Origin of the sequence: Streptomyces sp. NPDC047886 (assembly GCF_043204435.1) — a bacterium.
GTDB lineage: Bacteria > Actinomycetota > Actinomycetes > Streptomycetales > Streptomycetaceae > Streptomyces.
Window position 1 is genome coordinate 1 of record NZ_JBIDCF010000006.1, and the last position, 24647, is coordinate 24647.

Annotated in this window: 27 protein-coding genes, 1 tRNA gene and 1 pseudogene; 14 read left to right on the forward strand and 15 right to left on the reverse strand. The window is 71.5% G+C overall.

Annotation, left to right across the window (positions count from 1 at the left end):
* Positions 1–265: 265 nt before the first annotated feature.
* Complete coding sequence (locus ACGF5U_RS20510) at positions 266–1267, forward strand: sugar phosphate isomerase/epimerase family protein (RefSeq protein ID WP_392711891.1); 1002 nt, start codon at positions 266–268, stop codon at positions 1265–1267.
* 221 nt (positions 1268–1488) lie between these two features.
* A tRNA-Leu gene (locus ACGF5U_RS20515) sits at positions 1489–1576 on the forward strand.
* A 379-nt stretch (positions 1577–1955) separates the two neighbouring features.
* Here ACGF5U_RS20515 and ACGF5U_RS20520 read toward each other — a convergent pair.
* Positions 1956–4049, reverse strand: coding sequence for a PhoX family protein (locus ACGF5U_RS20520; protein WP_392711320.1), 2094 nt, complete (start codon positions 4047–4049; stop codon positions 1956–1958).
* Positions 4050–4411: 362 nt separating this feature from the next.
* Between ACGF5U_RS20520 and ACGF5U_RS20525 the strand changes: the two genes are divergently transcribed.
* The 5 genes from ACGF5U_RS20525 to ACGF5U_RS20545 all read left to right on the forward strand — a co-directional run bounded on the left by ACGF5U_RS20525 (position 4412) and on the right by ACGF5U_RS20545 (position 8990).
* Positions 4412–5401 carry a PstS family phosphate ABC transporter substrate-binding protein gene (locus ACGF5U_RS20525; protein ID WP_392711321.1) on the forward strand — a complete coding sequence of 330 codons (990 nt, stop codon included), beginning with the start codon at positions 4412–4414 and terminating at the stop codon, positions 5399–5401.
* Positions 5398–6351, forward strand: a complete 954-nt coding sequence (gene pstC / locus ACGF5U_RS20530) for a phosphate ABC transporter permease subunit PstC (RefSeq protein ID WP_392711322.1) — start codon at positions 5398–5400, stop codon at positions 6349–6351. The genes ACGF5U_RS20525 and pstC overlap by 4 nt, the downstream gene beginning before the upstream one ends.
* Complete coding sequence (gene pstA / locus ACGF5U_RS20535; RefSeq protein WP_392711323.1) at positions 6348–7268, forward strand: phosphate ABC transporter permease PstA; 921 nt, start codon at positions 6348–6350, stop codon at positions 7266–7268. Before pstC ends, pstA begins: the two co-directional genes overlap by 4 nt.
* Before the next feature lie 45 nt (positions 7269–7313).
* Complete coding sequence (pstB, locus tag ACGF5U_RS20540) at positions 7314–8186, forward strand: phosphate ABC transporter ATP-binding protein PstB (protein WP_392711325.1); 873 nt, start codon at positions 7314–7316, stop codon at positions 8184–8186.
* 69 nt (positions 8187–8255) lie between these two features.
* Positions 8256–8990 (forward strand): response regulator transcription factor, encoded by a 735-nt coding sequence (locus ACGF5U_RS20545; RefSeq protein ID WP_392711327.1) that lies wholly within the window; start codon positions 8256–8258, stop codon positions 8988–8990.
* Between the two features lie 7 nt (positions 8991–8997).
* Here the strand turns inward: ACGF5U_RS20545 and ACGF5U_RS20550 are convergent, their stop codons facing one another.
* Positions 8998–9651, reverse strand: coding sequence for a low molecular weight phosphatase family protein (locus tag ACGF5U_RS20550; RefSeq protein WP_392711329.1), 654 nt, complete (start codon positions 9649–9651; stop codon positions 8998–9000).
* A 114-nt stretch (positions 9652–9765) separates the two neighbouring features.
* On the opposite strand from ACGF5U_RS20550, the gene ACGF5U_RS20555 reads away from it, so the two are divergent.
* Entirely contained in the window at positions 9766–10125 is a 360-nt protein-coding gene (locus tag ACGF5U_RS20555) for an ArsR/SmtB family transcription factor (protein ID WP_392711893.1), read from the forward strand.
* A gap of 129 nt (positions 10126–10254) precedes the next feature.
* Here ACGF5U_RS20555 and trxA read toward each other — a convergent pair whose 3' ends face one another.
* From trxA to ACGF5U_RS20570, 3 genes are read right to left on the reverse strand one after another with little or no spacing between them, the layout of a single operon-like run.
* The gene (gene trxA, locus ACGF5U_RS20560; protein ID WP_392711330.1) at positions 10255–10578 is read right to left on the reverse strand and encodes a thioredoxin; all 324 of its coding nucleotides are present in this window, start codon (positions 10576–10578) and stop codon (positions 10255–10257) included.
* A 27-nt stretch (positions 10579–10605) separates the two neighbouring features.
* Entirely contained in the window at positions 10606–11550 is a 945-nt protein-coding gene (gene trxB, locus ACGF5U_RS20565; RefSeq protein ID WP_392711332.1) for a thioredoxin-disulfide reductase, read from the reverse strand.
* Positions 11547–11975, reverse strand: coding sequence for an arsenate reductase ArsC (locus tag ACGF5U_RS20570; RefSeq protein ID WP_392711334.1), 429 nt, complete (start codon positions 11973–11975; stop codon positions 11547–11549). Before ACGF5U_RS20570 ends, trxB begins: the two co-directional genes overlap by 4 nt.
* A 91-nt stretch (positions 11976–12066) precedes the next feature.
* Between ACGF5U_RS20570 and ACGF5U_RS20575 the strand changes: the two genes are divergently transcribed.
* Genes ACGF5U_RS20575 through ACGF5U_RS20585 form a run of 3 tightly spaced genes read left to right on the forward strand, consistent with a single transcriptional unit; the run spans position 12067 to position 14515 of the window.
* Positions 12067–12375 (forward strand): ArsR/SmtB family transcription factor, encoded by a 309-nt coding sequence (locus ACGF5U_RS20575; protein WP_392711335.1) that lies wholly within the window; start codon positions 12067–12069, stop codon positions 12373–12375.
* The gene (gene arsB / locus ACGF5U_RS20580; protein WP_392711337.1) at positions 12372–13451 is read left to right on the forward strand and encodes an ACR3 family arsenite efflux transporter; all 1080 of its coding nucleotides are present in this window, start codon (positions 12372–12374) and stop codon (positions 13449–13451) included. Before ACGF5U_RS20575 ends, arsB begins: the two co-directional genes overlap by 4 nt.
* The gene (locus ACGF5U_RS20585) at positions 13448–14515 is read left to right on the forward strand and encodes an ArsO family NAD(P)H-dependent flavin-containing monooxygenase (RefSeq protein WP_392711338.1); all 1068 of its coding nucleotides are present in this window, start codon (positions 13448–13450) and stop codon (positions 14513–14515) included. The genes arsB and ACGF5U_RS20585 overlap by 4 nt, the downstream gene beginning before the upstream one ends.
* Here ACGF5U_RS20585 and pstS read toward each other — a convergent pair.
* The 6 genes and pseudogenes from pstS to ACGF5U_RS20615 all read right to left on the reverse strand — a co-directional run bounded on the left by pstS (position 14499) and on the right by ACGF5U_RS20615 (position 19127).
* The gene (pstS, locus tag ACGF5U_RS20590; RefSeq protein WP_392711339.1) at positions 14499–15512 is read right to left on the reverse strand and encodes a phosphate ABC transporter substrate-binding protein PstS; all 1014 of its coding nucleotides are present in this window, start codon (positions 15510–15512) and stop codon (positions 14499–14501) included. The genes ACGF5U_RS20585 and pstS overlap by 17 nt on opposite strands.
* A gap of 240 nt (positions 15513–15752) precedes the next feature.
* Positions 15753–16031, reverse strand: a complete 279-nt coding sequence (locus tag ACGF5U_RS20595; RefSeq protein WP_392711895.1) for a TIGR02391 family protein — start codon at positions 16029–16031, stop codon at positions 15753–15755.
* Positions 16030–16167: pseudogene (locus tag ACGF5U_RS20600) on the reverse strand (IS630 family transposase); the annotation flags it as partial. The gene ACGF5U_RS20595 and the pseudogene ACGF5U_RS20600, both read right to left, overlap by 2 nt.
* 17 nt (positions 16168–16184) lie before the next feature.
* On the reverse strand, positions 16185–16466 hold the full coding sequence (locus ACGF5U_RS20605; protein WP_392711340.1) for a GNAT family N-acetyltransferase: 282 nt from the start codon (positions 16464–16466) through the stop codon (positions 16185–16187).
* Positions 16454–18478 carry a hypothetical protein gene (locus tag ACGF5U_RS20610; protein ID WP_392711942.1) on the reverse strand — a complete coding sequence of 675 codons (2025 nt, stop codon included), beginning with the start codon at positions 18476–18478 and terminating at the stop codon, positions 16454–16456. The genes ACGF5U_RS20605 and ACGF5U_RS20610 overlap by 13 nt, the downstream gene beginning before the upstream one ends.
* Entirely contained in the window at positions 18363–19127 is a 765-nt protein-coding gene (locus tag ACGF5U_RS20615) for an AAA family ATPase (RefSeq protein ID WP_392711342.1), read from the reverse strand. The genes ACGF5U_RS20610 and ACGF5U_RS20615 overlap by 116 nt, the downstream gene beginning before the upstream one ends.
* Between ACGF5U_RS20615 and abc-f the strand changes: the two genes are divergently transcribed.
* Positions 19110–20795 carry a ribosomal protection-like ABC-F family protein gene (abc-f, locus tag ACGF5U_RS20620; protein ID WP_392711343.1) on the forward strand — a complete coding sequence of 562 codons (1686 nt, stop codon included), beginning with the start codon at positions 19110–19112 and terminating at the stop codon, positions 20793–20795. The genes ACGF5U_RS20615 and abc-f overlap by 18 nt on opposite strands.
* A gap of 62 nt (positions 20796–20857) precedes the next feature.
* On the opposite strand, the gene ACGF5U_RS20625 is transcribed toward abc-f, so the two are convergent.
* From ACGF5U_RS20625 to ACGF5U_RS20640, 4 genes are all read right to left on the reverse strand, one after another.
* Entirely contained in the window at positions 20858–21436 is a 579-nt protein-coding gene (locus tag ACGF5U_RS20625) for a dihydrofolate reductase family protein (RefSeq protein WP_392711344.1), read from the reverse strand.
* A gap of 212 nt (positions 21437–21648) precedes the next feature.
* Positions 21649–22077 (reverse strand): VOC family protein, encoded by a 429-nt coding sequence (locus ACGF5U_RS20630; protein ID WP_392711345.1) that lies wholly within the window; start codon positions 22075–22077, stop codon positions 21649–21651.
* A gap of 147 nt (positions 22078–22224) precedes the next feature.
* Positions 22225–22428: a hypothetical protein gene (locus ACGF5U_RS20635; protein ID WP_392711346.1), complete on the reverse strand. Its 204-nt coding sequence runs from the start codon at positions 22426–22428 to the stop codon at positions 22225–22227.
* 170 nt (positions 22429–22598) lie between these two features.
* Positions 22599–23321 carry a MerR family transcriptional regulator gene (locus ACGF5U_RS20640; RefSeq protein WP_392711347.1) on the reverse strand — a complete coding sequence of 241 codons (723 nt, stop codon included), beginning with the start codon at positions 23319–23321 and terminating at the stop codon, positions 22599–22601.
* A 62-nt stretch (positions 23322–23383) separates the two neighbouring features.
* Here ACGF5U_RS20640 and ACGF5U_RS20645 point away from each other — a divergent pair, with 62 nt between their 5' ends.
* Positions 23384–23881, forward strand: a complete 498-nt coding sequence (locus ACGF5U_RS20645) for a DUF6194 family protein (protein ID WP_392711349.1) — start codon at positions 23384–23386, stop codon at positions 23879–23881.
* 124 nt (positions 23882–24005) lie between these two features.
* Positions 24006–24584, forward strand: coding sequence for a PadR family transcriptional regulator (locus ACGF5U_RS20650; RefSeq protein ID WP_392711350.1), 579 nt, complete (start codon positions 24006–24008; stop codon positions 24582–24584).
* Positions 24585–24647: the final 63 nt, after the last annotated feature.

The following is a 24647-nucleotide window of genomic DNA, read 5'->3' on the forward strand; positions in this document are numbered from 1 at the left end:
TTGAGGCGTCAGACACCTCGATCAACAGCCCGGGGGCTTCGCTCGTTGCGCTTCACGGACCGTCACCCGATCGGTGGCCACATCGAAGAAGCTCACTGAAGCACACTCCACCGACAACGAGGAGTTATCCACAATGGGCCGCACCAGCCGCACCAGCCGCACCAGCCGCACCACCCGGACCAGCCTCTCTGTCCGCGCCATCGGCACCACCCGCACCAGCCGGAACACCGACCCCGAACTCACCCACAGACTCACCCGGCGCGGCATGCTCGGCGTCGCCGTCGGGGCGGCCGCCGGCGCCGCCGCCGCACTCGTCGGCGCTTCCGCCACCCCCGCCGCGGCCCGTACCATTCCCGACCCCGTCGGGGCCGGCGGCCGAGGGCGCCCCGTCCTGCCGCCCGGCCGCCTCGGCATCCAGCTCTACTCGCTGCGCGACAAGGTCGCCACCCTCGGCTTCGGCCCGGTCTTCGAACAACTCCGGCACCACGGCTACGACGAGGTCGAGTACGCCGGCTACAGCCAGGGCGCCGCAGGCCCCATCAGCCTCGACCAGCTCAGGCGCCTCACCCGCGACCACGGTCTACGCGCCATCGGCAGCCACGTCGGCTACTACTCCACCGACCCCGCCGCCTACACGTTCGCGCAGAACCTCGACCGCGTCCTGGACGACGCGCAAGCCCTCGGCCTGCGGCACATCGGAACCGCGTCCGGTCCCTGGCGCTACGGAGCCACCGTCGACGGCTGGAAGCGCTGCGCCGAGGAGTTCAACCACTACGGTGCCGAGGCCAAGAAGCGGGGGATGCGGTTCTACCAGCACAACCACGCCGAGGAGTTCTCGTTCGCCACCGACCGGCCGGACGTCCGCCTCTACGACGTACTCCTCGCCGAGACCGACCCCGAGCTGGTGTTCCTGGAGATGGACATCTACTGGGCGTACGCCGGACAGCACCGCTTCAGCCGACGGGCCGACGGCACGCAGGCCCCCTTCGACCCCCTCCGCTACGTCCTCGACCAGCCCCACCGCTATCCGCTCTTCCACGTCAAGGACGGCGAACGCGACGACACCGCCCGTGACGGCTACCGCATGGTCGACGTCGGCGACGGCGACATCGACTACCGGCGCTTCATCTCGGCCGTGACCCGCGCGACCCCCGCCGGCCGTCGCGCCCACCACTGGCAGGCCGAGCACGACGACCCCGCCGAGTCCCTCACCTTCGCCCGCAAGGCGAGCGCGCACCTGCACTCCCTACGAGAGCGAGACTGCTGACATCCGTCCCTCACGCCCCCACGGCTCCCGGACCGCCATGGACACGCTCCGCACCCGGGTGGAGACACCCCGTACACCGCCGGGCGCCGTCCGCCTCCCTTGCTCGGGGTCGAGGGCTCCACACCCCCCTGACCACGGGATATGCGGGTGAAGGGCACCTCGAACCCCTGGTAGAGTTATCCATGTCGCCGCGGGGAACACCGCGAGACGGCATACACCTGGTCCGGGTGGCGGAATGGCAGACGCGCTAGCTTGAGGTGCTAGTGCCCTTTATCGGGCGTGGGGGTTCAAGTCCCCCCTCGGACACCACGCATGCACCATCGGAATGCTGGTCGGGAGCGATCTCGACCAGCATTTTGCGTTGTGCGGGCCGATAGGTCATGCGATCCTCACCGCCCCGTGCGACCGCGCGCGCCCGATCCCGGGCGAGATCACGCGCACGTACCCGTGGGCGCCAGCCCGGCCGCCCGCCGACGACTGCCATCTCACGACGCGGAGTGGGCGTTCCTCTGCCCGGCGCGGCGGCGGCCACTGCGCCGGGCAGCCGGTGTGTGTCCGTGCCCACCACCGCTGGATGGCGGTACGCGGCATCTGGCGGCCGTGTCTCCCTTCGCCGTGCCGTATCCGTTGGACGTCAGCTCCTGCGTGGACAGCGGTCTACGCAGGAGCCGTCGTTGTACGGCGCGGGTCAGCGGTGGTGGCGGCCTTCGCGCCAGACAGTGACAACCGAGGGGCGGGGGAGGGTGCCGGGGCCGTCGGGCCAGGTCGAGGCCGGAGTCTCGGCGGTGGCGGTGTCGGTCTCGCCCGGGTGCTGGACGGCGACGAGGACGCGGTCACGGGTGATGATCGGGCCGCAGGTCTCGGCGGCGACCGGGACGGTGAGGAACTGCTTCACGTGGCCGCGGTGCGGGCCCTTGACGGGGACGGCGAAGAGGCCGTCGTGGTAGCCGAGGGCGGCGCCGTCGGTGGCGAGCCACAGGTTGCCGTGCTCGTCGAAGGCGACGTTGTCGGGGCAGGAGATAGGGCTGACCTGGCTCTTGTCGTAGCCCGCGAAGTAGGTGGACGGGTCCTCCGGGTCGCCGCACACCAGCATCAGGCGCCAGGCGAAGCCGTCGGACGCGGCGTCCCCGAAGTGCTCGGCGAGTTCCAGGATGTGGCCGTGCTTGTTGCCCTTGCGGGGGTTGGCCTCGTCGGGGCCGGCCTTGCCGGTGGCGCCGCGGTCCTTGTTGTTGGTGAGGGCGACGTACACGTGCCCGGTGTGCGGGTGGGGTTCGACGTCCTCGGGGCGGTCCATCTTGGTGGCGCCGACCTTGTCCGCGGCGAGGCGGGTGAAGACGTAGACCTCCTCGGCGGTCATGCCGGGGACGTGCGACGTGGAGCCGGTGGCGAGCGGGATCCAGGTGCCGGAGCCGTCGAAGGCGCCGTCGGTCGGGAGCTTGCCGGTGCCGTCGAGTTCCTCGGCCGGGGAGTCGCCGGTGAAGCGGGCCACGTAGAGCGTGCCCTCGTCGAGGAGGCGCATGTTGTGTTCGCGCGCGGCGCGGATGGTGCCCTTCTTGTACGGGTGGGCGGAGACGTACTTGTAGAGGTAGTCGAAGCGTTCGTCGTCGCCCATGTAGAGCGCGACGCGGCCGTCCGCCGTGAGGCGGGGCTCGGCGGCCTCGTGCTTGAAGCGGCCGAGCGCGGTCCGCTTGCGCGGGACGGAGTCCGGGTCGTACGGGTCCACCTCGACGACCCAGCCGTGCCGGTTGGGCTCGTTGGGCTCCTGGGCGATGTCGAAGCGGGGGTCGAAGCGCTCCCAGCGGCGGTGGCTGGCGCCCTTCGGCAGGCCGTAGCGGGCCAGGCGCTGTGCGGAGACGGGGTCGGTGACGGCGGCGGCGTTGGCGAAGTACTGGTTGACGTTCTCCTCGCCGGTCAGGACCGTGCCCCACGGGGTGATGCCGCCGCCGCAGTTGTTCAGGGTGCCCAGCACGGTACGGCCCGTGGGGTCGGCGCTGGTCCTCAGCAGGTCGCTGCCGGCGGCGGGGCCGGTGAGGGCCATGGGCGTGGTGGCGGTGATGCGGCGGTTGAGCGCGTCGCCGGTGACCGGCCACAGGCGGCCGGAGCGGCGGTCCGCGCGGACGACCATGACCGTCAGGCCATGCGCGGCCCAGGCGATCTCCACCTGCTCGCGCGTCGGGTTCGCGGGGTCGTACCCGTAGAACATGATCTCTTCGTTGGTGTACTCGTGGTTGACCACGAGCAGCTGGTGTTCCCGGCGGCGCGGCAGGTCGAGCAGGGCCATGTAGTCGCAGTTGTAGCCGAACTGGAGGGATTGCGCGCGGGCGCTCTGGCGGCGGGCGTCGAAGCGCGGCGCGCCGGACAGGACCGGGTCGCCCCAGCGGATGACGACCTGCTGGGCGAAGCCCTCGGGGACGGTGACCGTGTCGGCGGTGTTGGGCGCGACGGGGGCGAAGTCCAGGCCCCGCGGTGCCCTGCCCCGGGCCGTGGCGGCGGCTGCGGCGGTCACGCCGGACGCGGACGCGGGGGCGGCTCCGGCAGCGGCCGCGGGCCCCGCGAGTGCCATCGTGCCGCCGGCCAGGGCGAGGACGGCGGCGCCCTTGAGGGTGCCTCTGCGGGACATGGCCGCCTGCTGCACGACGTCCCCGAAGTAGGTGTTCAGGGAACGGTTGGGCGCCTCGTGGGAGCAGGCGTTGCCGCAGCGGTACTGGCAGGTGAGGGCGGAACGGGCGGTGTTGTGGAACACCGGGACGGTACGGCCGTCGTCCAGGGGACGGTCGGGCACGGCTCCTCCAGAGCGGGCAGCGGACGGGATGTGGCTGAGAACCGACGCCGTATATAGGCAGGCGTCTATGCGGACGGTAGGCGGCCACCCGTCGCCCTGAGGGGCGGAAGGGTGAACTCCGGTCGAACAGTGGAGGCAGGAGGGCGCCGCCCCATGCGCCCCAACCGCCCCACCAGTGCTGGTTGTTGACTGCATCAAGATGTGCCTATATAGATGGCTGGCTATCATTCACCATTGAGGGGGTATCCGTACACCGTCCGTTCATATAGGCGAGTTTCGATCCAACCGTCCGAGTGGCGCGTACTGCGCACCTCATCCAGACAGCCGGGGAGACCCCGGCAGACACGAGGATCGAGAGTCACGTGAACATCTCCCTTTCGTTGCGCCGGGCCAAGGCTCCCGTGGCCCTGACGGCGGCTGTGATGCTGGCCGCGACCGCGTGCGGCGGTGCCGACGCGGGCTCGAACTCCGACAAGAGCGAGGGCGGCAACGGCAAGGAACTGTCCGGCAAGGTCCTGATCGACGGGTCCAGCACGGTCGCCCCGCTGTCCAGCGCCGCCTCGGAGCTGTACGCGGAGAAGCAGGCCAAGGTCCAGGTCACCGTCGCCACCTCCGGAACCGGTGGCGGCTTCAAGAAGTTCTGCGTCGGCGAGACGGACATCTCCGACGCCTCCCGTCCGATCAAGGACGAGGAGATCAAGACCTGCGAGCAGAACAACATCAAGTACGAGCAGTTCGCCGTCGCCAACGACGCCCTCAGCGTCGTCGTCAACAAGGACAACACCTGGGCGACCTGCCTGACCACCGAGCAGCTGAAGAAGATCTGGGAGCCCGGCTCCAAGGTGAACAGCTGGAAGCAGGTCGACCCGAAGTTCCCGGACGAGCCGCTGAAGCTGTTCGGCCCCGGCACCGACTCCGGCACCTTCGACTACTTCACCGACGAGATCAACGGTGAGGAGGGCGCCTCCCGCACCGACTACAGCGGCAGCGAGGACGACAACGTCATCGTCACCGGCGTCTCCGGCACCAAGGGCGGCCTCGGCTACTTCGGCTTCTCCTACTACGAGGAGAACAAGGACAAGCTGAAGGCCATCGCGATCGACGGCGGCAAGGGCTGTGTGGAGCCGAGCGCCGCGGCCACCCAGGACGGCACCTACGCCCCGCTCGGCCGGCAGCTGTTCATCTACCCGTCGGACGCCGGCCTGAAGAAGCCGCAGGTCCTGGACTTCGTCGAGTTCTACGTCTCGAACCACAAGAAGATCGCCGAGGACGCCCAGTTCATCCCGCTCAACTCCCAGCAGGAGAAGGACCTCCAGGCCGCCCTCGACAAGCTCAAGGCAGCCGCCAAGTGACCAGCTCCACCACCCAGCCCGCCGCAGGGACCGAGACCGGTGCGCGGTCCCTGCGGCGGGCTCGCCCGCGCTACGGCGAAGCCGCGATCAAGGCGCTGCTGCTCGCGGCCGCGCTGGTCTCGGTCGCCACCACCATCGGGATCGTCGTCTCGCTGATCCCGCCTGCGGTGGGCTTCTTCCAGCAGGTCGACCCGGTCGAGTTCTTCACCGGCACCGAGTGGACCCCGCTCTTCGCCGACAAGAAGTTCGGAGTGCTGCCGCTGGTCGCCGCCACCCTCGTCATCACCGGCATCGCGCTGCTGGTCGCCATCCCCGTCGGCCTCGGCGCCGCGATCTACCTGAGCGAGTACGCCAGGCCCGGTGTGCGCAAGGTCCTCAAGCCCAGCCTGGAGGTCCTCGCCGGCATCCCCACGGTCGTCTACGGCTTCTTCGCCATGGCGTTCATCACCCCCCTCCTCCAGGACGTGCTGCCCGAAGCCTGGGCTCCCGAGGTCCGCAACGGCCTCGCCGCCGGCCTGGTGATGGGCGTGATGATCGTGCCGACGATCGCCTCCCTCACCGAGGACGCGCTGTCCGCCGTGCCGCACGCCCTGCGAGACGGGGCGTTCGCACTCGGCTCCGGCAAGCGCACCGTCTCGGTGCGCGTGGTCGTCCCCGCCGCCCTGTCCGGCATCGTCGCGGCCTGCGTCCTCGGCATCTCCCGGGCCGTCGGCGAGACCATGATCGTGCTCATCGCGGCGGGCGCGAAGCCGGAGTTCACGCTCAACCCGCTGGTCGAGATGGAGACCATGACCGCGTTCATCGCCCGGGCCGCGTCCGGTGACGTGCCGGTCGGCTCGATCGCGTACGACACGATCTTCGCGGTCGGCGCGCTGCTCTTCCTCGCGACCTTCCTCATGAACCTGATCAGCATCCGTCTGGTGCGCAAGTACCGGGAGGTGTACGAGTGACCAGCACCCCCACGCAGGCCGCCCAGGCGCCCGCACCCGTCCGCAAGCCGGAGCGCGGACTGCTCGCCGGACCGCGCTTCCGCCCCGGCGAGAGCCTCTTCCGCTGGCTGCTCCTCGGCTGCCTCGCCGTCGGCGTCGTCTTCCTGGTGGCCCTGCTCGCCTACGTCCTCGTCGAGGCGTGGCCCCGCCTGGACCCGCGGCTGTGGGAGAACTTCCCGTCCATCCGCAAACCCGAGCGGGCCGGCGCGCAGTCCGCGATCTTCGGCACCCTCTGGGTCATCGGCTTCACCGCGCTGTTCTGCCTGCCCACCGGCATCATGGCGGCGATCTACCTGGAGGAGTACGCCGACCCCGACCGCTGGTACAACCGGATGATCGAGCTGAACATCCAGAACCTGGCCGCCGTCCCGTCGATCATCTACGGCATCCTCGGACTCGGCCTGCTGGCCCGCCAGTTCGCGCTCGGCACGACCGTACTGACGGCCGCGCTGACGCTGTCGCTGCTGGTGCTGCCGGTCGTCATCATCGCCTCGCGCGAGGCGATCAGGGCCGTACCGCAGTCCATCCGGCACGCGTCCCTGGCGCTCGGCGCCACCCAGTGGCAGACCGTCTGGCGCCAGGTCCTCCCGGCCGCCGTGCCCGGCATGGCGACCGGCTCGATCCTCGCCCTGTCCCGCGCCATCGGCGAGGCCGCGCCCGTCATCATGCTCGGCGCGGTCACCTTCGTGATGTTCAACCCCGAAGGGCTGCAGAGCTCCTACACCGTGCTCCCGGTCCAGATCTACAACTGGATCAGCCAGTCCCGTGAGGAGTTCCACCACCTCGCCGCCGCCGCGATCATCCTGCTCCTCGGGATCCTGCTGCTGATGAACGCGGCCGCCATCTGGCTCCGCAACCGCTACTCCCGCCGCTGGTGACCCATGACGACGCCCACCACCACTCCATCACCACTGGAGACCGCCATGACCGCTTCCCCCTCCGACTCCGCCGGCGGCACGACCACCACCAAGACGGCCGCCAAGGCCCCGGACGTCACCTACCGCGCGGTGCCCGAACGCTCCAGCCCCGTCTTCGAGGTCGGCGGACTGTCCGTCTTCTACGGCGACCACGAGGCCGTACGCGACGTCAACATGACCATCGGCGAGCGCGAGATCACCGCGATGATCGGCCCGTCCGGCTGCGGCAAGTCCACCGTCCTGCGCTGCTTCAACCGCATGAACGACCTCGTCCCCGGCGCCCGCGTCGCCGGCAAGGTCCGCTACCACGACGAGGACCTGTACGGGAAGGACGTCGACCCCATCGAGGTCCGCCGCCGTATCGGCATGGTCTTCCAGAAGCCCAACCCGTTCCCCAAGTCGATCTACGACAACATCGCGTACGGCCCGAGGGTCGCGGGCGTGAAGGGCAACCTGGACGACCTGGTCCAGGAGACCCTCACCCGGGCCGCCCTGTGGGACGAGGTCAAGGACAAGCTGAAGTCCTCCGCGCTGGCCCTGTCAGGCGGCCAGCAGCAGCGGCTGTGCATCGCCCGCACCATCGCGGTCAAGCCCGAGGTCATCCTCATGGACGAGCCCTGCTCGGCCCTCGACCCCATCGCCACGGCGAAGATCGAGGACCTGATGGAGCACCTCGTCCAGCAGTTCACGATCGTCATCGTCACCCACAACATGCAGCAGGCCGCCCGCGTCTCGCACCGCACGGCCTTCTTCACCGCCGACGTCGACGACCAGGGTGTACGCCACGGCCGCCTCGTGGAGTACGACGAGACCGCCCGCATCTTCAGCACCCCCGCCGACCAGCGCACGGAGGACTACATCTCCGGCCGCTTCGGCTGACCGGGACCGCCCCGGCAGACGCAAGGCACCCGTTCACGGCGCAGAGAGAGCAGCAGAGGAGCCCACCCGGTGACCCCCCACCCGACGCAGCACGCCACGGTCGACGAGAAGCCCCCGGACCTGCTGCTGGCCGAACCCGACACGGCCCTGGCCGCAAAGGTCGTCGGCCGCCTCACGGCCGCGGGGGTCACCGTCGTCGCCTGCCATGACGGCGCCGAGGCGCTGCTCCACGCCGGGGTCCTGCACCCCCGGGCCGTCCTGCTCGGCGCCCCGCTGCCCGTCGTCGGCGCCGCCCGGGTCACCGAACTGATCGCCAGGCTCCACCCCGTACCGGTCCTCGTCGGAGCCGGGCCCGACGGGGTGGACGAGGCCACCGCGGCCGTGGCGGCGGGCGCGGTGGCCTTCGTGGCCCGCCCCTACCGCACCGAGGAGATACTCCCGCTCCTGCGCGCGAGCGGGGACCAGGGCGGGGACGCATCGGCCGAGCGCCTCGTCGTCGGGGACATCGAGCTCGACCCGGCCGGCTTCCACGTCCACGTACGCGGCCGCCTGCTCAAGCTGCCGGTACGGGAGTTCATGCTTCTGCGCTACCTCATGGAACGCCCCAACAAGGTCGTCAGCCGGGCTGAGCTGACCCAGGCGCTGTGGGGCGCCGACGCGCTCGACAGCAACACCCTGACGGTCCATGTCCGGCGCGTCCGCAACCGGCTGCGGGACGACCGCAGAAGCTGCTGCACCATCGACGCGATCCGCGGCATGGGCTACCGCCTGGAGTGCTCCCCGGCACGCCAGCCGACCGGCTGAGCCGCCGTCACCCAAGCTCCTCCAGGAGCACCGCGACCCGCGCGTCCAGCGCGGCGCACACCGAGCGGGCGCTCTCCAGGTCCAGACCGGACAGGTCAGGCAGCTCCCAGTCCAGATACCGCCGTCCCGGCAGGACCGCGCACGCGTCCCCGCAGCCCAGTGTGACCACCACGTCGGCCGCCGCGACCACCTCAGCCGTCAGCGGCTTGGGGAACTCGTCCCCGACGTCCAGGACCCGTTCGGCCAGCAGGCGCCGGACCACCGGTGCGATCTCCGCGCCCGGCTCCGGCCCGGCTGTCCGCACGACCACCGCCGCCCCGGCCCGGTGGCGCAGCAGCGCGGCGGCGAGCTGCGAGCGTCCCGCGTTCTCCGTGCACACGAACAGCACCTCTGGCACGACCGCACGTGCCACGCCCGACGCCTTCGCGAGCGCGGCGAGCCGCTGGTCCGCGAACCGTTCGACGAGTACGGGCAGGTGGTTGCCCACGCGGGCGCTCTTGCCCAGCAAGTCGGCGCACTCCTCCACGTACCGGGCGATCGTCGCGTCCGAGAAAGCTCGTCCGTGCCGGGCGGCGAGTCGGCGGGCGATCCGGTCGAGTACGGCGCTCGCGTCACGCAGCGGCGGGACGCGGGACCCGGGCGGGAAGGGTGGCTCCTGCATGGGGACTCCTGGCACGGGAGGGGCCCGAAAGTGAACCCTGAGTGAACAAGTGGCCGGGCAGGCGTTCGAGCCCCGTGGTCGCGGTGGGGCCGCACTTATGGTGATGAGGTGGCTATCTCTACGTATGGCGCCGCCGTTCCGGTGGCGCACGACCCGGAGACCTGTGGTGTCGAGCTGTCCGGTCTCCTCATCGAGCGCGATGAGGCCGAACGGCTGGCCGCCATGCTGAAGGCCATCGCCGACCCCACGCGGCTCCAGCTGTACCGCATGATCGAGCGATCGCCGGCCGGTGAGGCGTGCGTGTGCGACCTGACGACGGCGCTCGGCTTCCGTCAGCCGACCGTGAGTCACCACCTGAAGGTGATGTGCGACGCCGGGTTGCTGGATCGTGAGCGCCGGGGCACCTGGGTCTGGTACTCGGTGAAGCCCGAGGGGCTCCGCCGTATCCGCGGAATCCTCGAACCCGCCGGCTGAATCGGGCCCGGACGGTCCTGGCCGACGAGCCGGGAGCCGACGGTCCTGACCGCGAGCCGGGAGTCGGCGGTCCTGACCGTGAGCCGGGAGCCGGGGCCTGCCGGGCCCGCCGCCCCGGCCCGGCGCGGGTCAGGCGAGGACGTCGGCGAGATCCCGCTCGATCGCGGCCTTCGGCTTGGCGCCCACGATCGTCTTCGTGACCTCGCCGCCCTGGTAGAGGCTCATCGTCGGGATCGACATCACGCCGTACTTCGCAGCGGTCGCCGGGTTCTCGTCGATGTTGAGCTTGACGATCTCGATCTTCTCGCCGTACTCCTCGGCGATCTTCTCCAGGGCAGGGGCGATCTGGCGGCAGGGGCCGCACCAGGCCGCCCAGAAGTCGACGAGGACGGGCTTGTCGCTGTTGAGGACGTCCGCCTCGAAGGAGTCGTCCGTCACGTTCTTCAGTGCCATGGCAGCTGTCTCCCGATGCGATGAGGGTCAGAGGGCGGCGAGGTACCGCTCGGCGTCCAGGGCGGCCTGGCAGCCGGTGCCGGCGGCGGTGATGGCCTGGCGGTAGGTGTGGTCGACGACGTCTCCCGCCGCGAAGACGCCGGGGACGCTGGTACGGGTGGAGGGCGAGTGGACCGCGATGTAGCCGTCGTCGTCCAGGTCGAGCTGGCCCTTGAACAGGTCGGAGCGCGGGTCGTGGCCGATCGCGATGAACAGGCCGGTCACCGGCAGGTCGCGGGTCTCGCCGGTGATGTTGTCGCGGACGGTGACGCCGGACAGCATGCCGCCTTCCTCGTTGATCGCCGTGATCTCGCTGTCGAAGAGGAAGGAGATCTTGTCGTCGGCGAACGCGCGGTTCCGCATGACCTGGGAGGCGCGCAGTGTGGAGCGGCGGTGGACGACGGTGACGGAGCGGGCGAACCGGGTGAGGAACGTGGCCTCCTCCATCGCGGTGTCGCCACCGCCGACGACGACGATGTCGCGGTCGCGGAAGAAGAACCCGTCGCAGGTGGCGCACCAGGACACGCCGCGCCCCGACAGTTCCTCCTCGCCCGGCAGGCCGAGCTTGCGGTAGCCGGAGCCGGTCGCGACGATCGCGGCCTTGGCGCGGTGGACCGTGCCGGCGGTGTCCGTGACCTCCTTGATGTCGCCGGTCAGGTCGACGGAGACGATGTCGTCCTCGATGATCTCGGCGCCGAAGCGTTCGGCCTGGGCCCGCATGTCCTCCATCAGGACCGGCCCGTCGACGCCCTGGGGGAAGCCGGGGAAGTTCTCCACCTCGGTCGTGGTGGTCAGCGAGCCGCCCACGAAGACGGCGCCGCCGAAGACCAGGGGCTTCAGCTGGGCGCGGGCGGTGTAGAGGGCGGCGGTGTAGCCGGCGGGGCCGGAGCCGATGACGATGACGTCGCGTATGCCGTCCGTGCCCGTGCTCACGCCGTGGTCTCCGGGGCCTGCGGGGCGATCTCCTCGATCAGGCCCTCGACGAGCTTCCTGATCTCGTCGCGGATGGGGCGTACGGCCTCGACGCCCTGGCCCGCCGGGTCCTCCAGCTGCCAGTCGAGGTAGCGCTTGCCGGGGAAGACGGGGCAGGTGTCGCCGCAGCCCATGGTGATGCAGACGTCGGACGCCTTGACCGCGTCGATGGTGAGGATCTTCGGGGTCTCGGCGGTGATGTCGATGCCGACCTCGCGCATCGCCTCGACGGCGGCGGGGTTGACCTGGTCGGCGGGCGCGGACCCGGCCGAGCGGACCTCGACGCGGTCCCCGGCCAGGTGGGTCAGCCACGCGGCGGCCATCTGCGAACGGCCGGCGTTGTGGACGCAGACGAACAGGACGGAGGGCTTCTCGGACTCGGACACGGCTGGTCTCTCTTGTCTCACGGGGAAATCAGGCACTACTGAAATCAGCACCCGGTGGTGTCATCCACCACTGATGTGAGAGTATCAGTCCATGATGACGTCAGTCGACACTGAGCTGATCCGGGTTCTGGGTGACCCCCTGCGCCTCCGGATCGTGACCCTGCTCGCCCGCGAGACCCTGTGCACCACCCACCTCGTCGAGGAGACGGGTGCCAAGCAGACCAACCTCTCCAACCACCTGAGAGTGCTGCGCGAGGCCGGCGTCGTGGAGACCGAGCCCTGCGGCCGCTTCACGTACTACAAGCTGCGCCCTGACGTCATCGCCTCCCTTGCCGGCCAGTTCGCCGAGCTGGCCGACTCCGCCCGTACCGCCGCCGAGAACAAGAGGGCCTGTCCGTGACCCCCACCCAAGCGCCCGCGACGACCGAGGAGCCCTCGGTCGTCGCGAAGCTGTCGACGCTCGACCGCTTCCTCGCCGTCTGGATCCTCCTGGCCATGGGCCTCGGGCTGGGTCTCGGCCGGCTGATCCCCGGCCTGAACGACGCGCTCGCCAAGGTCGAGATCGGCGGAATCTCGCTGCCGATCGCCGTCGGTCTGCTGATCATGATGTACCCGGTCCTCGCGAAGGTCCGGTACGACAAGCTCGACGCCGTCACCGGCGACCGCAGGCTGATGATCTCGTCGCTGGTCGTCAACTGGGTGCTCGGCCCGGCCGTGATGTTCGCGCTGGCCTGGATCTTCCTGCCGGACCTGCCGGAGTACCGCACCGGCCTCATCATCGTCGGGCTGGCGCGCTGCATCGCCATGGTGATCATCTGGAACGACCTGGCCTGCGGCGACCGCGAGGCCGCCGCCGTGCTCGTGGCGCTCAACTCCGTCTTCCAGGTCATCGCCTTCGGTGTGCTCGGCTGGTTCTACCTCGACCTGCTGCCCGGCTGGCTCGGCCTGGGCTCGGGCGAGTCGCTGGACATCTCCATGTGGAAGATCGCGCTGAACGTCGTCATCTTCCTCGGCGTGCCGCTCGTCGCCGGCTTCCTGACCCGCCGCATCGGCGAGAAGAAGCTCGGCCGCGAGAGCTACGAGGCGAAGTTCCTGCCGAAGATCGGCCCCTGGGCCCTCTACGGCCTGCTGTTCACGATCGTCATCCTGTTCGCCCTCCAGGGGAAGACGATCACCTCCCAGCCGCTGGACGTGGCCCGCATCGCGGTCCCGCTGCTCGTCTACTTCGCCGTGATGTGGTTCGGGACCTTCGCGCTCGGCAAGGCGATCGGCCTGGCCTACGACAGGACCGCGACCCTCGCCTTCACGGCGGCCGGCAACAACTTCGAGCTCGCCATCGCGGTCGCCATCGCCACCTTCGGGGTCACCTCGGGCCAGGCCCTGTCCGGCGTCGTCGGACCGCTCATCGAGGTGCCGGTGCTGGTGGCACTGGTGTACGTGTCGCTGGCGTGGCGCAGGAAGTTCACCACCGCGTGAAGCCCGACACCGATGTGGTGGTGATCGGCGGCGGCCAGTCCGGGCTCGCCGCCGGCTACCACCTGCGCCGTCTGGGCGTCGAGTTCGTCATCCTCGACGCCCAGACGGCGTCCGGAGGTGCGTGGCAGCACGCCTGGGACTCGCTGCGGCTGTTCTCCCCGGCCGCGTACTCGTCCCTGCCCGGCTGGATGATGCCGCCGCAGGAGGGCGAGCCCTACCCGGACGCGGCGCACGTCGTCACGTACCTGGCCGAGTACGAGCGGCGGTACGGCCTCCCCGTGCACCGTCCCGTACGGGTGGAGGGCGTACACCGCGACGGGCCGTGCCTGCGCGTCGAGACCGACCGGGGCACCTGGCGCGCCCGCGCGGCCGTCAGCGCGACCGGCACGTGGTCGCGGCCCTTCCTGCCCGCCGTTCCGGGGCGAGAGGTCTTCCGCGGGCGCCGGCTCCACACCACGGCGTACCGCACCACGCGCGACTTCGAGGGGCAGCGCGTCGTGGTGGTCGGCGGCGGCAACTCCGGCGCCCAGATCGCCGCCGACCTCGCGGGTCGCGTCGCCGAGCTGACCTGGGCCACCCCGCGCGAGCCGCGCTTCCTGCCCGACGACATCGACGGCCGCGTCCTGTTCGACGTCGCCACCGCCCGGCGCCGCGCCCTGGACGAGGGCCGCACCGACACGGGCGGCGTCGCCTCGCTCGGGGACATCGTGGCCGTACCGCCCGTACGGGAGGCCCGGGACGCGGGTCTGCTGAAGGCCCAGCCGATGTTCGACCGCCTCACACCGACCGGCGTCGCCTGGGCCGACGGCATGACCGCCGACGCGGACGCGATCATCTGGTGCACGGGCTTCCGCCCCGCCCTCTCCCACCTGGCGCCCCTGGGCCTGCGCGACACACAGGGCCGCATCGCCACCGCCGGAACCCGCGCCGTCGGCGAAGCCCGCCTGCACCTGCTCGGCTACGGCGACTGGACAGGCCCCGCGTCCGCCACCCTCATCGGCGTCGGCCGCACGGCGCGGGACGCCGCCCGGGAGATCGCCGCCCTGCTCAGGACAGGGAACTGACCACCTGCCGTACCCTGGCGGCGAGTTCGGCGGGCAGCGGCGCGTAGTGGATGCCGGTGAGGCCGTTCTGCCCCTCCTCGCCGGCGGTGTATGTCAGAAAGGACCTGAGGACGGGCAGGACGTCCGGCCGGTTGCCCCGGTCGCACACGATCTCGTACGTGACGAGGACGATGGGCCAGGCGCCGGGCGCCGGGTTCTCGTAGTCGAACCGGAGCGTCATGTCGTTGCCGTCGCCGGCCACGCTCGCCTGGGCGATGCCGGCCGAGGCCGACTCCGCCGAGACGGTCACCGGCTCGGCAACGCCGCCCGTGTCCAGCCGTACGGTGTGGAGCTTCGCCTTCTTGGCGAAGGACAGCTCGAAGTAGCCGATCCCGCCGTTCGTGCCCCTGACATGCGAGACCAGCCCGTCGGAACCGGCCGCCGCGACACCGCCCTTGGCGCGCCAGGTCTTGTCCTCCCCGTACGGCCAGTGCTTGGGCGCGGCGCCGGCCAGGTACGCGGTGAAGTTCTGCGTCGTACCGGAGCCGTCGGACCTGTGGACGGCACTGATCGGTGTGGGCGGCAGGTCGACCCCCGGATTGAGGCGCCGGATCGCCGGGTCGTTCCACACGGTGATCTCGGAGTTGAAGATCCGGGCCAGTGCGGAGGCGTCCAGCACCAGGTCGTCGACTCCGTCGAGGTGGTAGCCGATCGCGATGGGTCCGCCCACCATGGGCAGATCGATGGCGCGACCGCCCCGGCACACCTCGGCCGACCGTACGACCTCGTCGGGCGTCAGTGCCCCGTCCGTGCCGCCGATCTGGGTGGCACCACGCAGGAACTGAGCGACCCCGGCCCCGGACCCGAGCGGCGCGTACCGCACCTTCACTCCAGGGCAGGCGGCCTGGTACTCCTCCATCCAGTGCGCCATGGCGTTCTGCTGGGCCGTGGAACCGGACGCTGCGAGGTAGCCCTTCTCGGCGCACGCGATCCGAAGGTCCGCCGGGGGAGCGGTCACGGGCTCCGCCCCTTCACCCTCGCCCAGCCCGCACCCCGCAAGCGTCAGCAGCGCGGTCAACGACACCCCCATGCCGAACGGCAAGCCTCTGCCTCCGCGTTGAATCCACATCCGCGCCCCTCCAGTCCCCGCACCTGCCACTTGTATAGATACTCGGCTATATGGCGGGACTGGTGGTGACGTGAGGACGAACATCAGGGGGCGCGGACGGGTCGGCGAGACGTACCGCTCGGGCGTCCCTCAGGCGGGCGCCACCGTGGCCGCGTCGACCCGGCGAGCCGGCACGCTGAAGGCCGCCGACTGCTCCAGCGCCTCGTGCTCCGGCAACTCCGGGAGAGCGTCCTCGTGGCTGTCGGGGTTCCGTATGGCCGCGTAGCAGCCGACCGCGAAGCTCATGGCACCGCGGTGGACGCTGCCGCAGGTGTCACTCCCGTCGTCCGGCATGAGCCGGAGGCGAGGCTGACCAGGCTCATGAGCCGGAGGCGAGGCTGACCAGGCTGGGGCACGTCCATCGAGAATCTCCTGTCAGGTCTTCGAAGTCTGGGTCCGTCGACAGCTTGAACGTCTCGGTACGGTGCGGCTGCAGGCCGAAGGCTCGTCAGATCCGCGACACGGTCGACTGCGACAGACCCATCTCCGTGACCATCGCCCGCGTCGGCTGCCGTCGTTACGTCAGGTGTCCGGCTCGCGCCACATGGCGTGCAGGGCGGGCCCGCCGGGCAGAGGCAGATCCCGGACCGTGTGGAAGCCGTGGCGGGCGTAAAGGGACTCGTTGCGCGTGCTCGTGGCTTCGAGGTAGGCGGGCAGCTTCGCGCGGTCGCACTGCTCCAGCAGCGTGTCGAGGAGTGCCGCGCCGATGCCGTGCCCCTGGTGTTCGGGGCGGGCGCCCATGATGGGCAGGTAGCAATGCGGCTCGTGCGGGTGGTGGTCGTCCAGCAGGGTCAGCAACTCCATGACGGCCGGGGCGCATTCCTCCGTGACGCGTTCGACGTCAGCGGCGAACTCGTCCGCCCTGTCGTCGAACGCCTGCTGCACGTGCGGCGGCATCCACAGGGCGGCGCCCGCGAGGTCAGGTCGGCGGCCCGGCGGACGTCGCCCTCCAGCAGGGCGCTCTCCGCCAGGGCGTGCGCGAGGGCGCCGGTCGCCTCCGCGGTGCCCGTGGCGGCGGCGATACGGGCCAGGACATCCGTGCACGCGCCGAGGTCCTCGCGGAGCCCATGACGGGCGAAGTACGTCGAGGCCCAGCGCAGAGCGGCGACGGAGTAGTGGTGCTCCTCGCGGGCTCGGCAACGGGCGGTGAGTTCCCGCAGCCGTGCGGAGGCACTGACGTCGTCGTGGTCCAGCGCGTCGGTCCTGGCCAGGCCCCATCCGGTGTCGATCTCCAGCCCGAACAGCTCGTGGGCGTCGGCGTCCAGGCCCCGGGTGCGGCAGAAGGACAGCGCGTCGGTCCAGGCGTCCAGTGCGGCCCGGTAGTCGGTGCGCTGTTCGAGCGCGTCGGCGTGCAGGTAGTAGAGGTCGGCGGTCAGCGCGTCCAGACCGCGGCTCAGGGCGAGGTCGAGTGCTCGACCGGTCAGGTCGATTCCGGCCGCTCCGTCGCCGAGCTTGGTCCTGATCAGCCCCTCCATGCCCATGGCGCGTACGCGGAGCTCGGCCGCCCCGTCGAGCGCGGCCGCGTCGATGTCCTGCCACGCCTCCCGTACGAGGCGCATCGCCCCGGTCAGATCACCGGCGGAGTGCAGGTGCGAGGCAGCGGCCAGCCGTTCCGCGGCCGCCTCGGCCCGCCGGCCCGTCCTGGTGAACCCATCGACGGCGACGTACCGGGCGGCGAGCGCGCGCGGCCAGTCGTCCGCCAGCTCGTAGACGCCGGCCAGGCACCGTGCGACCCGAGCCAGGGCGGCGTGGTCGCCCATGGTCCGGTAGGCGCTCGCGACCTCCTCCCAGGCGCGGGCGGCCTCGCCCGTCTCACCACACCGGGCGGCGCACTCGCCCAGCCGGTCCAGCGCACGCAGCCGGGCGGCGGCGTCCGACCCGGCGGGCCACAGGGCGAGGGCGCGCCGGATCGCGTTCAGCGCGTCGCGGTACGCGTGGACCCGGCACGCGGCCTCGGCGGCGGCCAGCAGCAGCGGACAGGCGCGCGTCGGCTCATGGGCCTTCTCCCAGTGCGCCGCCGCGAGAGCGGGCGCCTCAGCGCGTACCTCCATGGCCCGCGCCAGTGTCGCGTGCAGCCGACGGCGCCGCGACCAGGGGGTGGCCGCGTACAGCGCCTCGCCCATCAGGGCATGGCGGAAGGCGGCGTGGCCGGTGCCGCCAGCGCCACCGGCCCGGACCGCGGTTCCGGTTCCGGTTCCCGTTCCGGTTGCAGTTCCCGTTCCCGGTGCAGTTCCTGTTGCGGTTGCGGTTGCGGTGGCTGTTGCGGTTCCGGGAGGCTCCACCAGCACACCGGCGTCGAACAGCTCCTCGACCACCGCCTCCTCCGCGCCGGCGTCGGCCAGGACGTCGAGCCGTACCGCACCGCTCGCGGCGACCAGCTGGGCGACCGCCCCCGCCCGCTCCGACAGCCTCGCCATGCGCTGCAGTACGGCGTCGGTGACCGACTCGGGAACCACCTGCGCGTCCCCTGTCTCGGCGACCGCCGCCGCGAGTTCCTCCAGGTAGAAGGGCAGGCCGTGGGCCCGGCGCACAACGACGTCCACGACACCCTGCGTGACCGTGCCTCCCAGAAGGCGTCGCACCAGCAGACCGCTGTCCTCCGGTCCCAGGGGCCCGAGCCGCACATGCCGTTCCCGTCCTGACGGGGCCCGCCGCAACCTGGACCGCAGGTCGCGCACCGGGTGCCCACGCGGTAGTTCGTCACTGCGAAACGCGCCGATGACCAGGAGGGGCAGCCCCGTCGAAGGCGCCACCCAGTTGTCCAGCACGGCCAGTGTCGCGGCGTCCGCCCACTGCAGGTCGTCGAGGAACACCACCGGTGGGCCGTTGCCGCGCCAGGCGCTCGAACTCGTCCCTCACCACCGCCGGTACGTCACCCGATCCCGCTGCCGCTTCCGCTGCGGATTCCGGCAGGCGACCGCCGAGTGCGGTCCTGAGCGGTCCGTACGGGACCCCCCGATCCGGCCCGCCGCCTCGCAGCACGCTCAGCCGCGGCGGCAGAACGGACTCGACGAGCGTCGTCTTGCCGGCGCCCGCGTCCCCCTCGACGAGCCACAGCCCGCCGTCACCGGCCCGCAGCCGGGCGAGGGCCTCACGCAACCGGTCCTGCTCACGCCCACGACCCAGGAGTTCCCCCGCTTCGGGACTCTCAGCGGGTCGCTTCATTCGACACACCAGACCGCTCGGGACGATCGCTTCATCCCATGCTAGGCGGGCTGTCGACACCGTGCCCGTCGCCCGGACCAGCCGGGTGCCTCCGAGGGGGGAGGGGAGAGGGTCACGGGGGTCACGGGGGCCACGGACCTCGTGAGGCAGAACGACTAGAGACGAGACGCATCGTCTTGCTATGGTGGATTCGTGGCCTTCTTCTTCTCCCTCTGAGTCCGGGCACGGCCGACGCCGCCGTTTCCGCCGCCCGTAGACCCTTCGTACTCCAGGGAAAGTCACATGCGCGCTCGCGCCCATACCGCCGTACCCGCTGCCGTGGCGCAGCTGTCCGTCAAGGACGTCACCAAGTCCTACGGCACCCGCACCGTCCTCGACCACGTCTCCCTCACCGTCCGCCCGGGCGAGAAGGCCGCCGTCATCGGCGAGAACGGCTCCGGCAAGTCCACCCTGCTGCGGCTGCTGGCCGCGGCAGAGGCGCCGGACGCCGGGGAGATCACCGTCGACTTCCCCGGTGGCGTCGGCCACCTCGCACAGACCCTCGACCTCGACCCGGACCGCACCGTGCAGGACGCGGTCGACCTCGCCCTGACCGAACTCCGGGACATGGAGCGCCGGCTGCGTGCGGCGGAGGCGCGCCTCGGCGCCGCGTCACCGGACGAACTCGCCGCGTACGGCGAACTGCTCACCTCGTACGAGGAACGCGGCGGATACGAGGCGGACCACCGCGTCGACACCGCCATGCACGGGCTCCGGCTCGCCGGGATCACCCGCGACCGCGCGCTCGGCTCGCTCTCCGGCGGCGAGCAGTCACGGCTCGCGCTCGCCTGCGTACTGGCGGCCGCCCCCGAACTCCTGCTCCTCGACGAGCCGACGAACCACCTCGACGCGGCGGCCGTGCGCTGGCTGGAGGAGCATCTGCGCGCGCACCGCGGCACCGTCGTCGCGGTCACCCACGACCGCGGCTTCCTGGAGCGCATCGCCACCACGATCCTCGAAGTCGACCGGGACGCGCGCACGGTGCGCCGGTACGGCGACGGCTGGGCCGGCTACCGCACCGCGAAGGCAGCCGCCCGACGGCGCGCCGAGCAGGAACACGCGGACTGGCTCCAGGAGGTGGCCCGTACCGAGGAGCTGCTCGAAGCCGCAGGGAGGCGGCTGGCCACCACCGGCAAGGACCCGGGGCAGGGCTTCGGCAAGCACCGCCGCTCGCACGAGGCGAAGCTCGGAGGGCGGGTACGCGCGGTCCGCGAGCGGCTGGCCCACCTGCGGCGCAACCCGGTGGCGGCGCCGCCCGCACCGCTGCGGTTCACGGCGGCGCTGTCGGTGGCGGGCGACGACCGTCCCGGCGAGCGCCCCGCCCCGAGCGCGCCTCTCCGCCCGGGCACGGGACACCCCGTCGCCGAGCTCGACGGCGTAACGGTCGGCGAGCGCCTCCGACTGGACGGGCGACTGGCCGTCGACCCCGGGCAACGGCTGCTGGTCACGGGCGGGAACGGGGCGGGCAAGACGACGCTGCTCCGCGTCCTGGCGGGCGACCTGGAGCCGGATGCGGGCGCGGTGCGCCGCCCCGCCCGGATCGGGTACCTCCCGCAGGAGCTGCCCGCGCGCTCCACGCGCCTCCCGCTGCTCGCCGCCTTCGCGGCCGGGCGGCCCGGGCTGCCGGAGGAGTTCGCCGAACAGCTGATGACGCTGGGCCTGTTCCGTGAGGAGGACCTGTACGTCCCGGTCGCGGCCCTGTCCGCCGGGCAGCGGCGGCGGCTGCAGATCGCGACCCTGGTGACCCTGCCCGCGGACCTCCTCGTGCTGGACGAGCCGACGAACCACATCGCGCTGGACCTGGTCGAGGACCTGGAGGCGGCGCTCGCGGCGTACCCGGGAGCGGTGGTCGCGGTCTCGCACGACCGCCGCTTCCGTCAGCGGTTCCCGGGGCAGCGTCTGGAACTGCACGGCGGCCGCATCCGCTGACCCCCGCCCCGAGGCCGCGCACCGATCTCGGCTGCCGGGCCCGGCGCGGTGCGCGGTGGTGTTCAGCCGTGCGCGGTGGGCCGGTAGACGAGCTCTTGGATGCGGCCGTCGAACGTCCTGCTCTCGAGCAGCTCAAGGTCGAAGTCGGCCGAGCCCTTGAAGACCGGGTCGGTCCCGGTCCGTCCGCTGATCACAGGGAAGATCGTCACCTGGACGCGGTCGACGAGCCCTGCGGCCATCAGCGCCCGGTTCAACGACAGGCTGCCGTGCGAGCGCAACGGCACCTCGGACTCCTTCTTGAGCCGGGCGACGACATCGACGGCGTCGCCGGCCACGACGGTCACGTCCGGCCAGGTGAGAGGTCCTGCGAGCGTCGTCGACACCACCGTCGTGGGCATGCTGCGCATCCGGGAGTTCACCGGGTCGAGGTCGGCCTCCGGGATCGGGCCGAGCAGCTCCACGAACTGCCGGAAGGTGTTGCTCCCGAGGACCATCCGCTGCTCTTCGCCGATCACGGCCAGGCGGTTGTCGAGGAACTCAGGGCCCTGCTTTCCCCAGTAGCCGCCCCAGTCGCCGTCGGGACCGTAGGAGCCGTAGCCGTCGAGGGTGGAGAAGACGTCCCAGGTGTAGATGGCGGTCATGGTGCTCTCCTCGCGTGCGGTGCGGTGGATGGTGTCGTGAATACAGACGAGGAACCATGGCGAAACTCATCGCACTCGGACACCCGGATCCGGACCGCCTCGCGGTCGAGGTCGCCGTCGCGGTCTCGGTCTCGGTCGCCGAGTGGGCCCCGTGCGGCCATCGGCCTGCTGGATGTCGGCGGTGTCCGTCGGCGCCCACCCGGCGGAGGTGATCAGTCGAGGCAGAACTCGTTGCCCTCGATGTCCTGCATCACGATGCACGAATCATGGTCGTCAGCCAGCAGTCGCACGCGTACCGCGCCCAGCGGGACCAGTCGTGCGCACTCGGCCTCGAGTGCGGCGAGGCGCTCCGCGCCCACGAGCCCGGTGCCGACCCGCACGTCGAGATGGAGCCGGTTCTTGACGACCTTGCCTTCGGGAACGCGCTGGAAGAACAGTCGCGGGCCCACGCCTGAGGGATCCGTGCAGGCGAACCATGAACCCTGCTCCTCAGGCGGCCGGGAGCGATCGAAATCGTCCCACGTGGCGAACCCCTTCGGCGGCGGCGATACGACGTACCCCAGCACCTCGCACCAGAAGCGGGCGAGACGCTCGGGTTCCGCGCAGTCGAAGGTGACTTGGAACTGCTTGATCGATGACATCGGCGCACCATAACAGGGGCCGTGTCACCCGGCTGGGGGATAGCCCGCACGGCCTGACCGGCGGTTTCCGGGCGGCTCACCGCCGGTTCTCTCCGGCGGGCCGTGGACGGAGCGGGGCCGGACCGCTCTCGTGGTGGCGGCCCCCCGCTACCGCCTGGTCTTCCCGGTGCCGTCGCAGGCGGAACAGCTGTACCAGGTGGTGCCGGTGCTGTCCTTGTAGTGGTGACCGCCCCTCCCTCGGCACCGACGGCATTCGCCGGGGCCGAGTGGCCGTAGCCGCTCGATGACGCCGAGGACGATCGCGATGGCGACGACGGCGATCCACCAGTCCGGCGGGCCCGATCCCTGCATGGCGCCATGGTCGACGGCCCCGGCGGCGCGGGGAAGATGCCGGGCGGAGCGCTCGGGAGCGCGGGCGGCGCACGCCCTCGGGTCCCAGGGCGTCGCGCGGCGGCGCATGTCGGCCGGCCGCGCCACGGCTCGTCTCGCCGCTCCGCGCCACGGCTCGCCTCGCCGGAGTCTTACCGGTGCGGCTGTGGGGCGATCAGGGTCCAGAGTGCGGCCGCGCCTTCCAGGAGGGACCTCGAACGCGCTTCGATGCTCGCGTCCCGGGCGGCCAGGGCGGCGATCACGTCGTTCCGGCGGCGTGCGGCGCGGAGTTCCGGCATCAGGGCCTGGAGGGCCGGGATCCGGTAGCCGGCCAGGCGGAGTTGGTGGACGATCCGCGCGTCCCGCACGTCGGCGGGTGTGTAGCGGCGCGCTCCGCTCGCGGGGCCCCGGCCTGGTTTCAGCAGCCCCTCGGCCTCCCAGTGCCGTAGGGCCGAGGGGCGCACGCCGAGCGCGTCGGCCAGTTCGGAGACGCTCATGGCGTCCGAGGGGCGTGTGTCCGCGAGCGGCTCCGCGACGATCGCCCGTGCCGCCTCTCTCGCCTGTTCGAGCCCGCGGCGCTCCTCGGCGAGTCGGGCGTGGGCCGCGTCGACGCGGGCGAACAGGCCCGGCGCCGGGTGTGCGTGCGCGGCGCGCATGATGTTCCGGGCCTCGACCGGACCGGTGCCCGCCGCCAGGGCGCGGTAGGCCAGCGCGGAACGCACATGGGACTCGTCGTAGATCCGGTAGCCGGCGGGTGTGCGGGCGGCCGGGGGCAGTACACCGTCGCGCTCCAGGTTGCGCACCTGCTGGACGGAGCACCCGGCGCGTCGCGCGACATCGACGGTCCGCAGGCGGGGCGAGTTGCGACTTTCCATCGGTCTACCCCGTCTTTTCGGTCCCAGGTCTCCACAAGCACGTCAATGGAACGCTAGAGCACATGAGCATCGACGAGATCATCCAGTTCGTTGAGACCCTCGGCGGGGTGCTGACACGCAGGCCGGGGCCGGGCGACGGTTCGCCCGAGATCGCCTGGGGTGACGTGTTCTTCTTCTACGCGCCGGACGGCACGGTTCGTGACACGGCCCAGCCCTTCGCGACGATCGTGACCAAGGACTACCCCGGCGACGACGCCGCGGGTCTCTCCCGGACCGGCGGCTTCCGCCTGAACGTCAACGCCGGCAGGGAGAGCTTCGTCCGGTGGACGGGCCACGAGCCCCGTAAACCGGGCGCGAGCGGTGTCGCACCGGGCGCGAGCGGTGTCGACCCGAGCACGGCCGACACCGTGATGGCCCACCCCGTCTACGGCGACCTCGGGTGGCTGGCCGTCGTGAACCCGGGCGCGCGGAGCGGGGAAGCGGCCCGTGGCCTCCTCCGTGCGGCGCACGACCTCGCCCGTGCGCGCCACCGGCGCCGCGCCGGTTCACGATCGCGGTGACGCCGAGTGCCGGTCGGGCGGACGCGCTCCCGACCGGCACCGTGCGCCATGGGCCGGGGTGAGCCGCGTCTCACCCCGGCGGGGGCGCTTGTTTGTGCAACGAGTTGCATATGAGGATCGGGGTATGGCGCTCGAACACGCGATCCTCGTGTCCCTGCTGGAGAAGCCGGGCTCCGGCTATGAGCTGGCCCGGCGGTTCGAGCGGTCCATCGGGTACTTCTGGACCGCCACCCATCAGCAGATCTACCGCGTGCTCAAGCGCATGGAGAGCGACGGCTGGGTGGACGTCCGGGAGGTGCCGCAGCAGGGCAGGCCGGACAAGAAGGAGTACTCCGTCGCCGAGCTCGGACGGGCCGCACTCTCGGGGTGGCTGCACGAGCCGATCGAGCCCGAGAGCGTGCGCCACGACCTCGCCGTGAAGATCCGGGGAGCGGCGTTCGACGATCCCGCCGCGCTGATCCGCGAGGTGGAGCGGTACCGGCAGGCGCACACCGAGCGCCTCGCGCACTACCTCGCGGGCGAGGAGCGGGACTTCACCGGACCGCCCGGCGGCGGTGCGGGCGCCGGCTCCGGCGGCCCGCCCGATCCCGGGCGCGAGCTCCAGCACGTCGTGCTCCGGGGCGGCATCGCGTACGAGCGGATGACGCTCGCCTGGCTCGACGACGTCCTCACCACCCTGCGCGGGCTCGGGCCGCCGCGCTGACGGCCCGAGCCGCCACGACCAACCCTCACCACCCTCACCAACGCTCACCACCTTCACCACCCT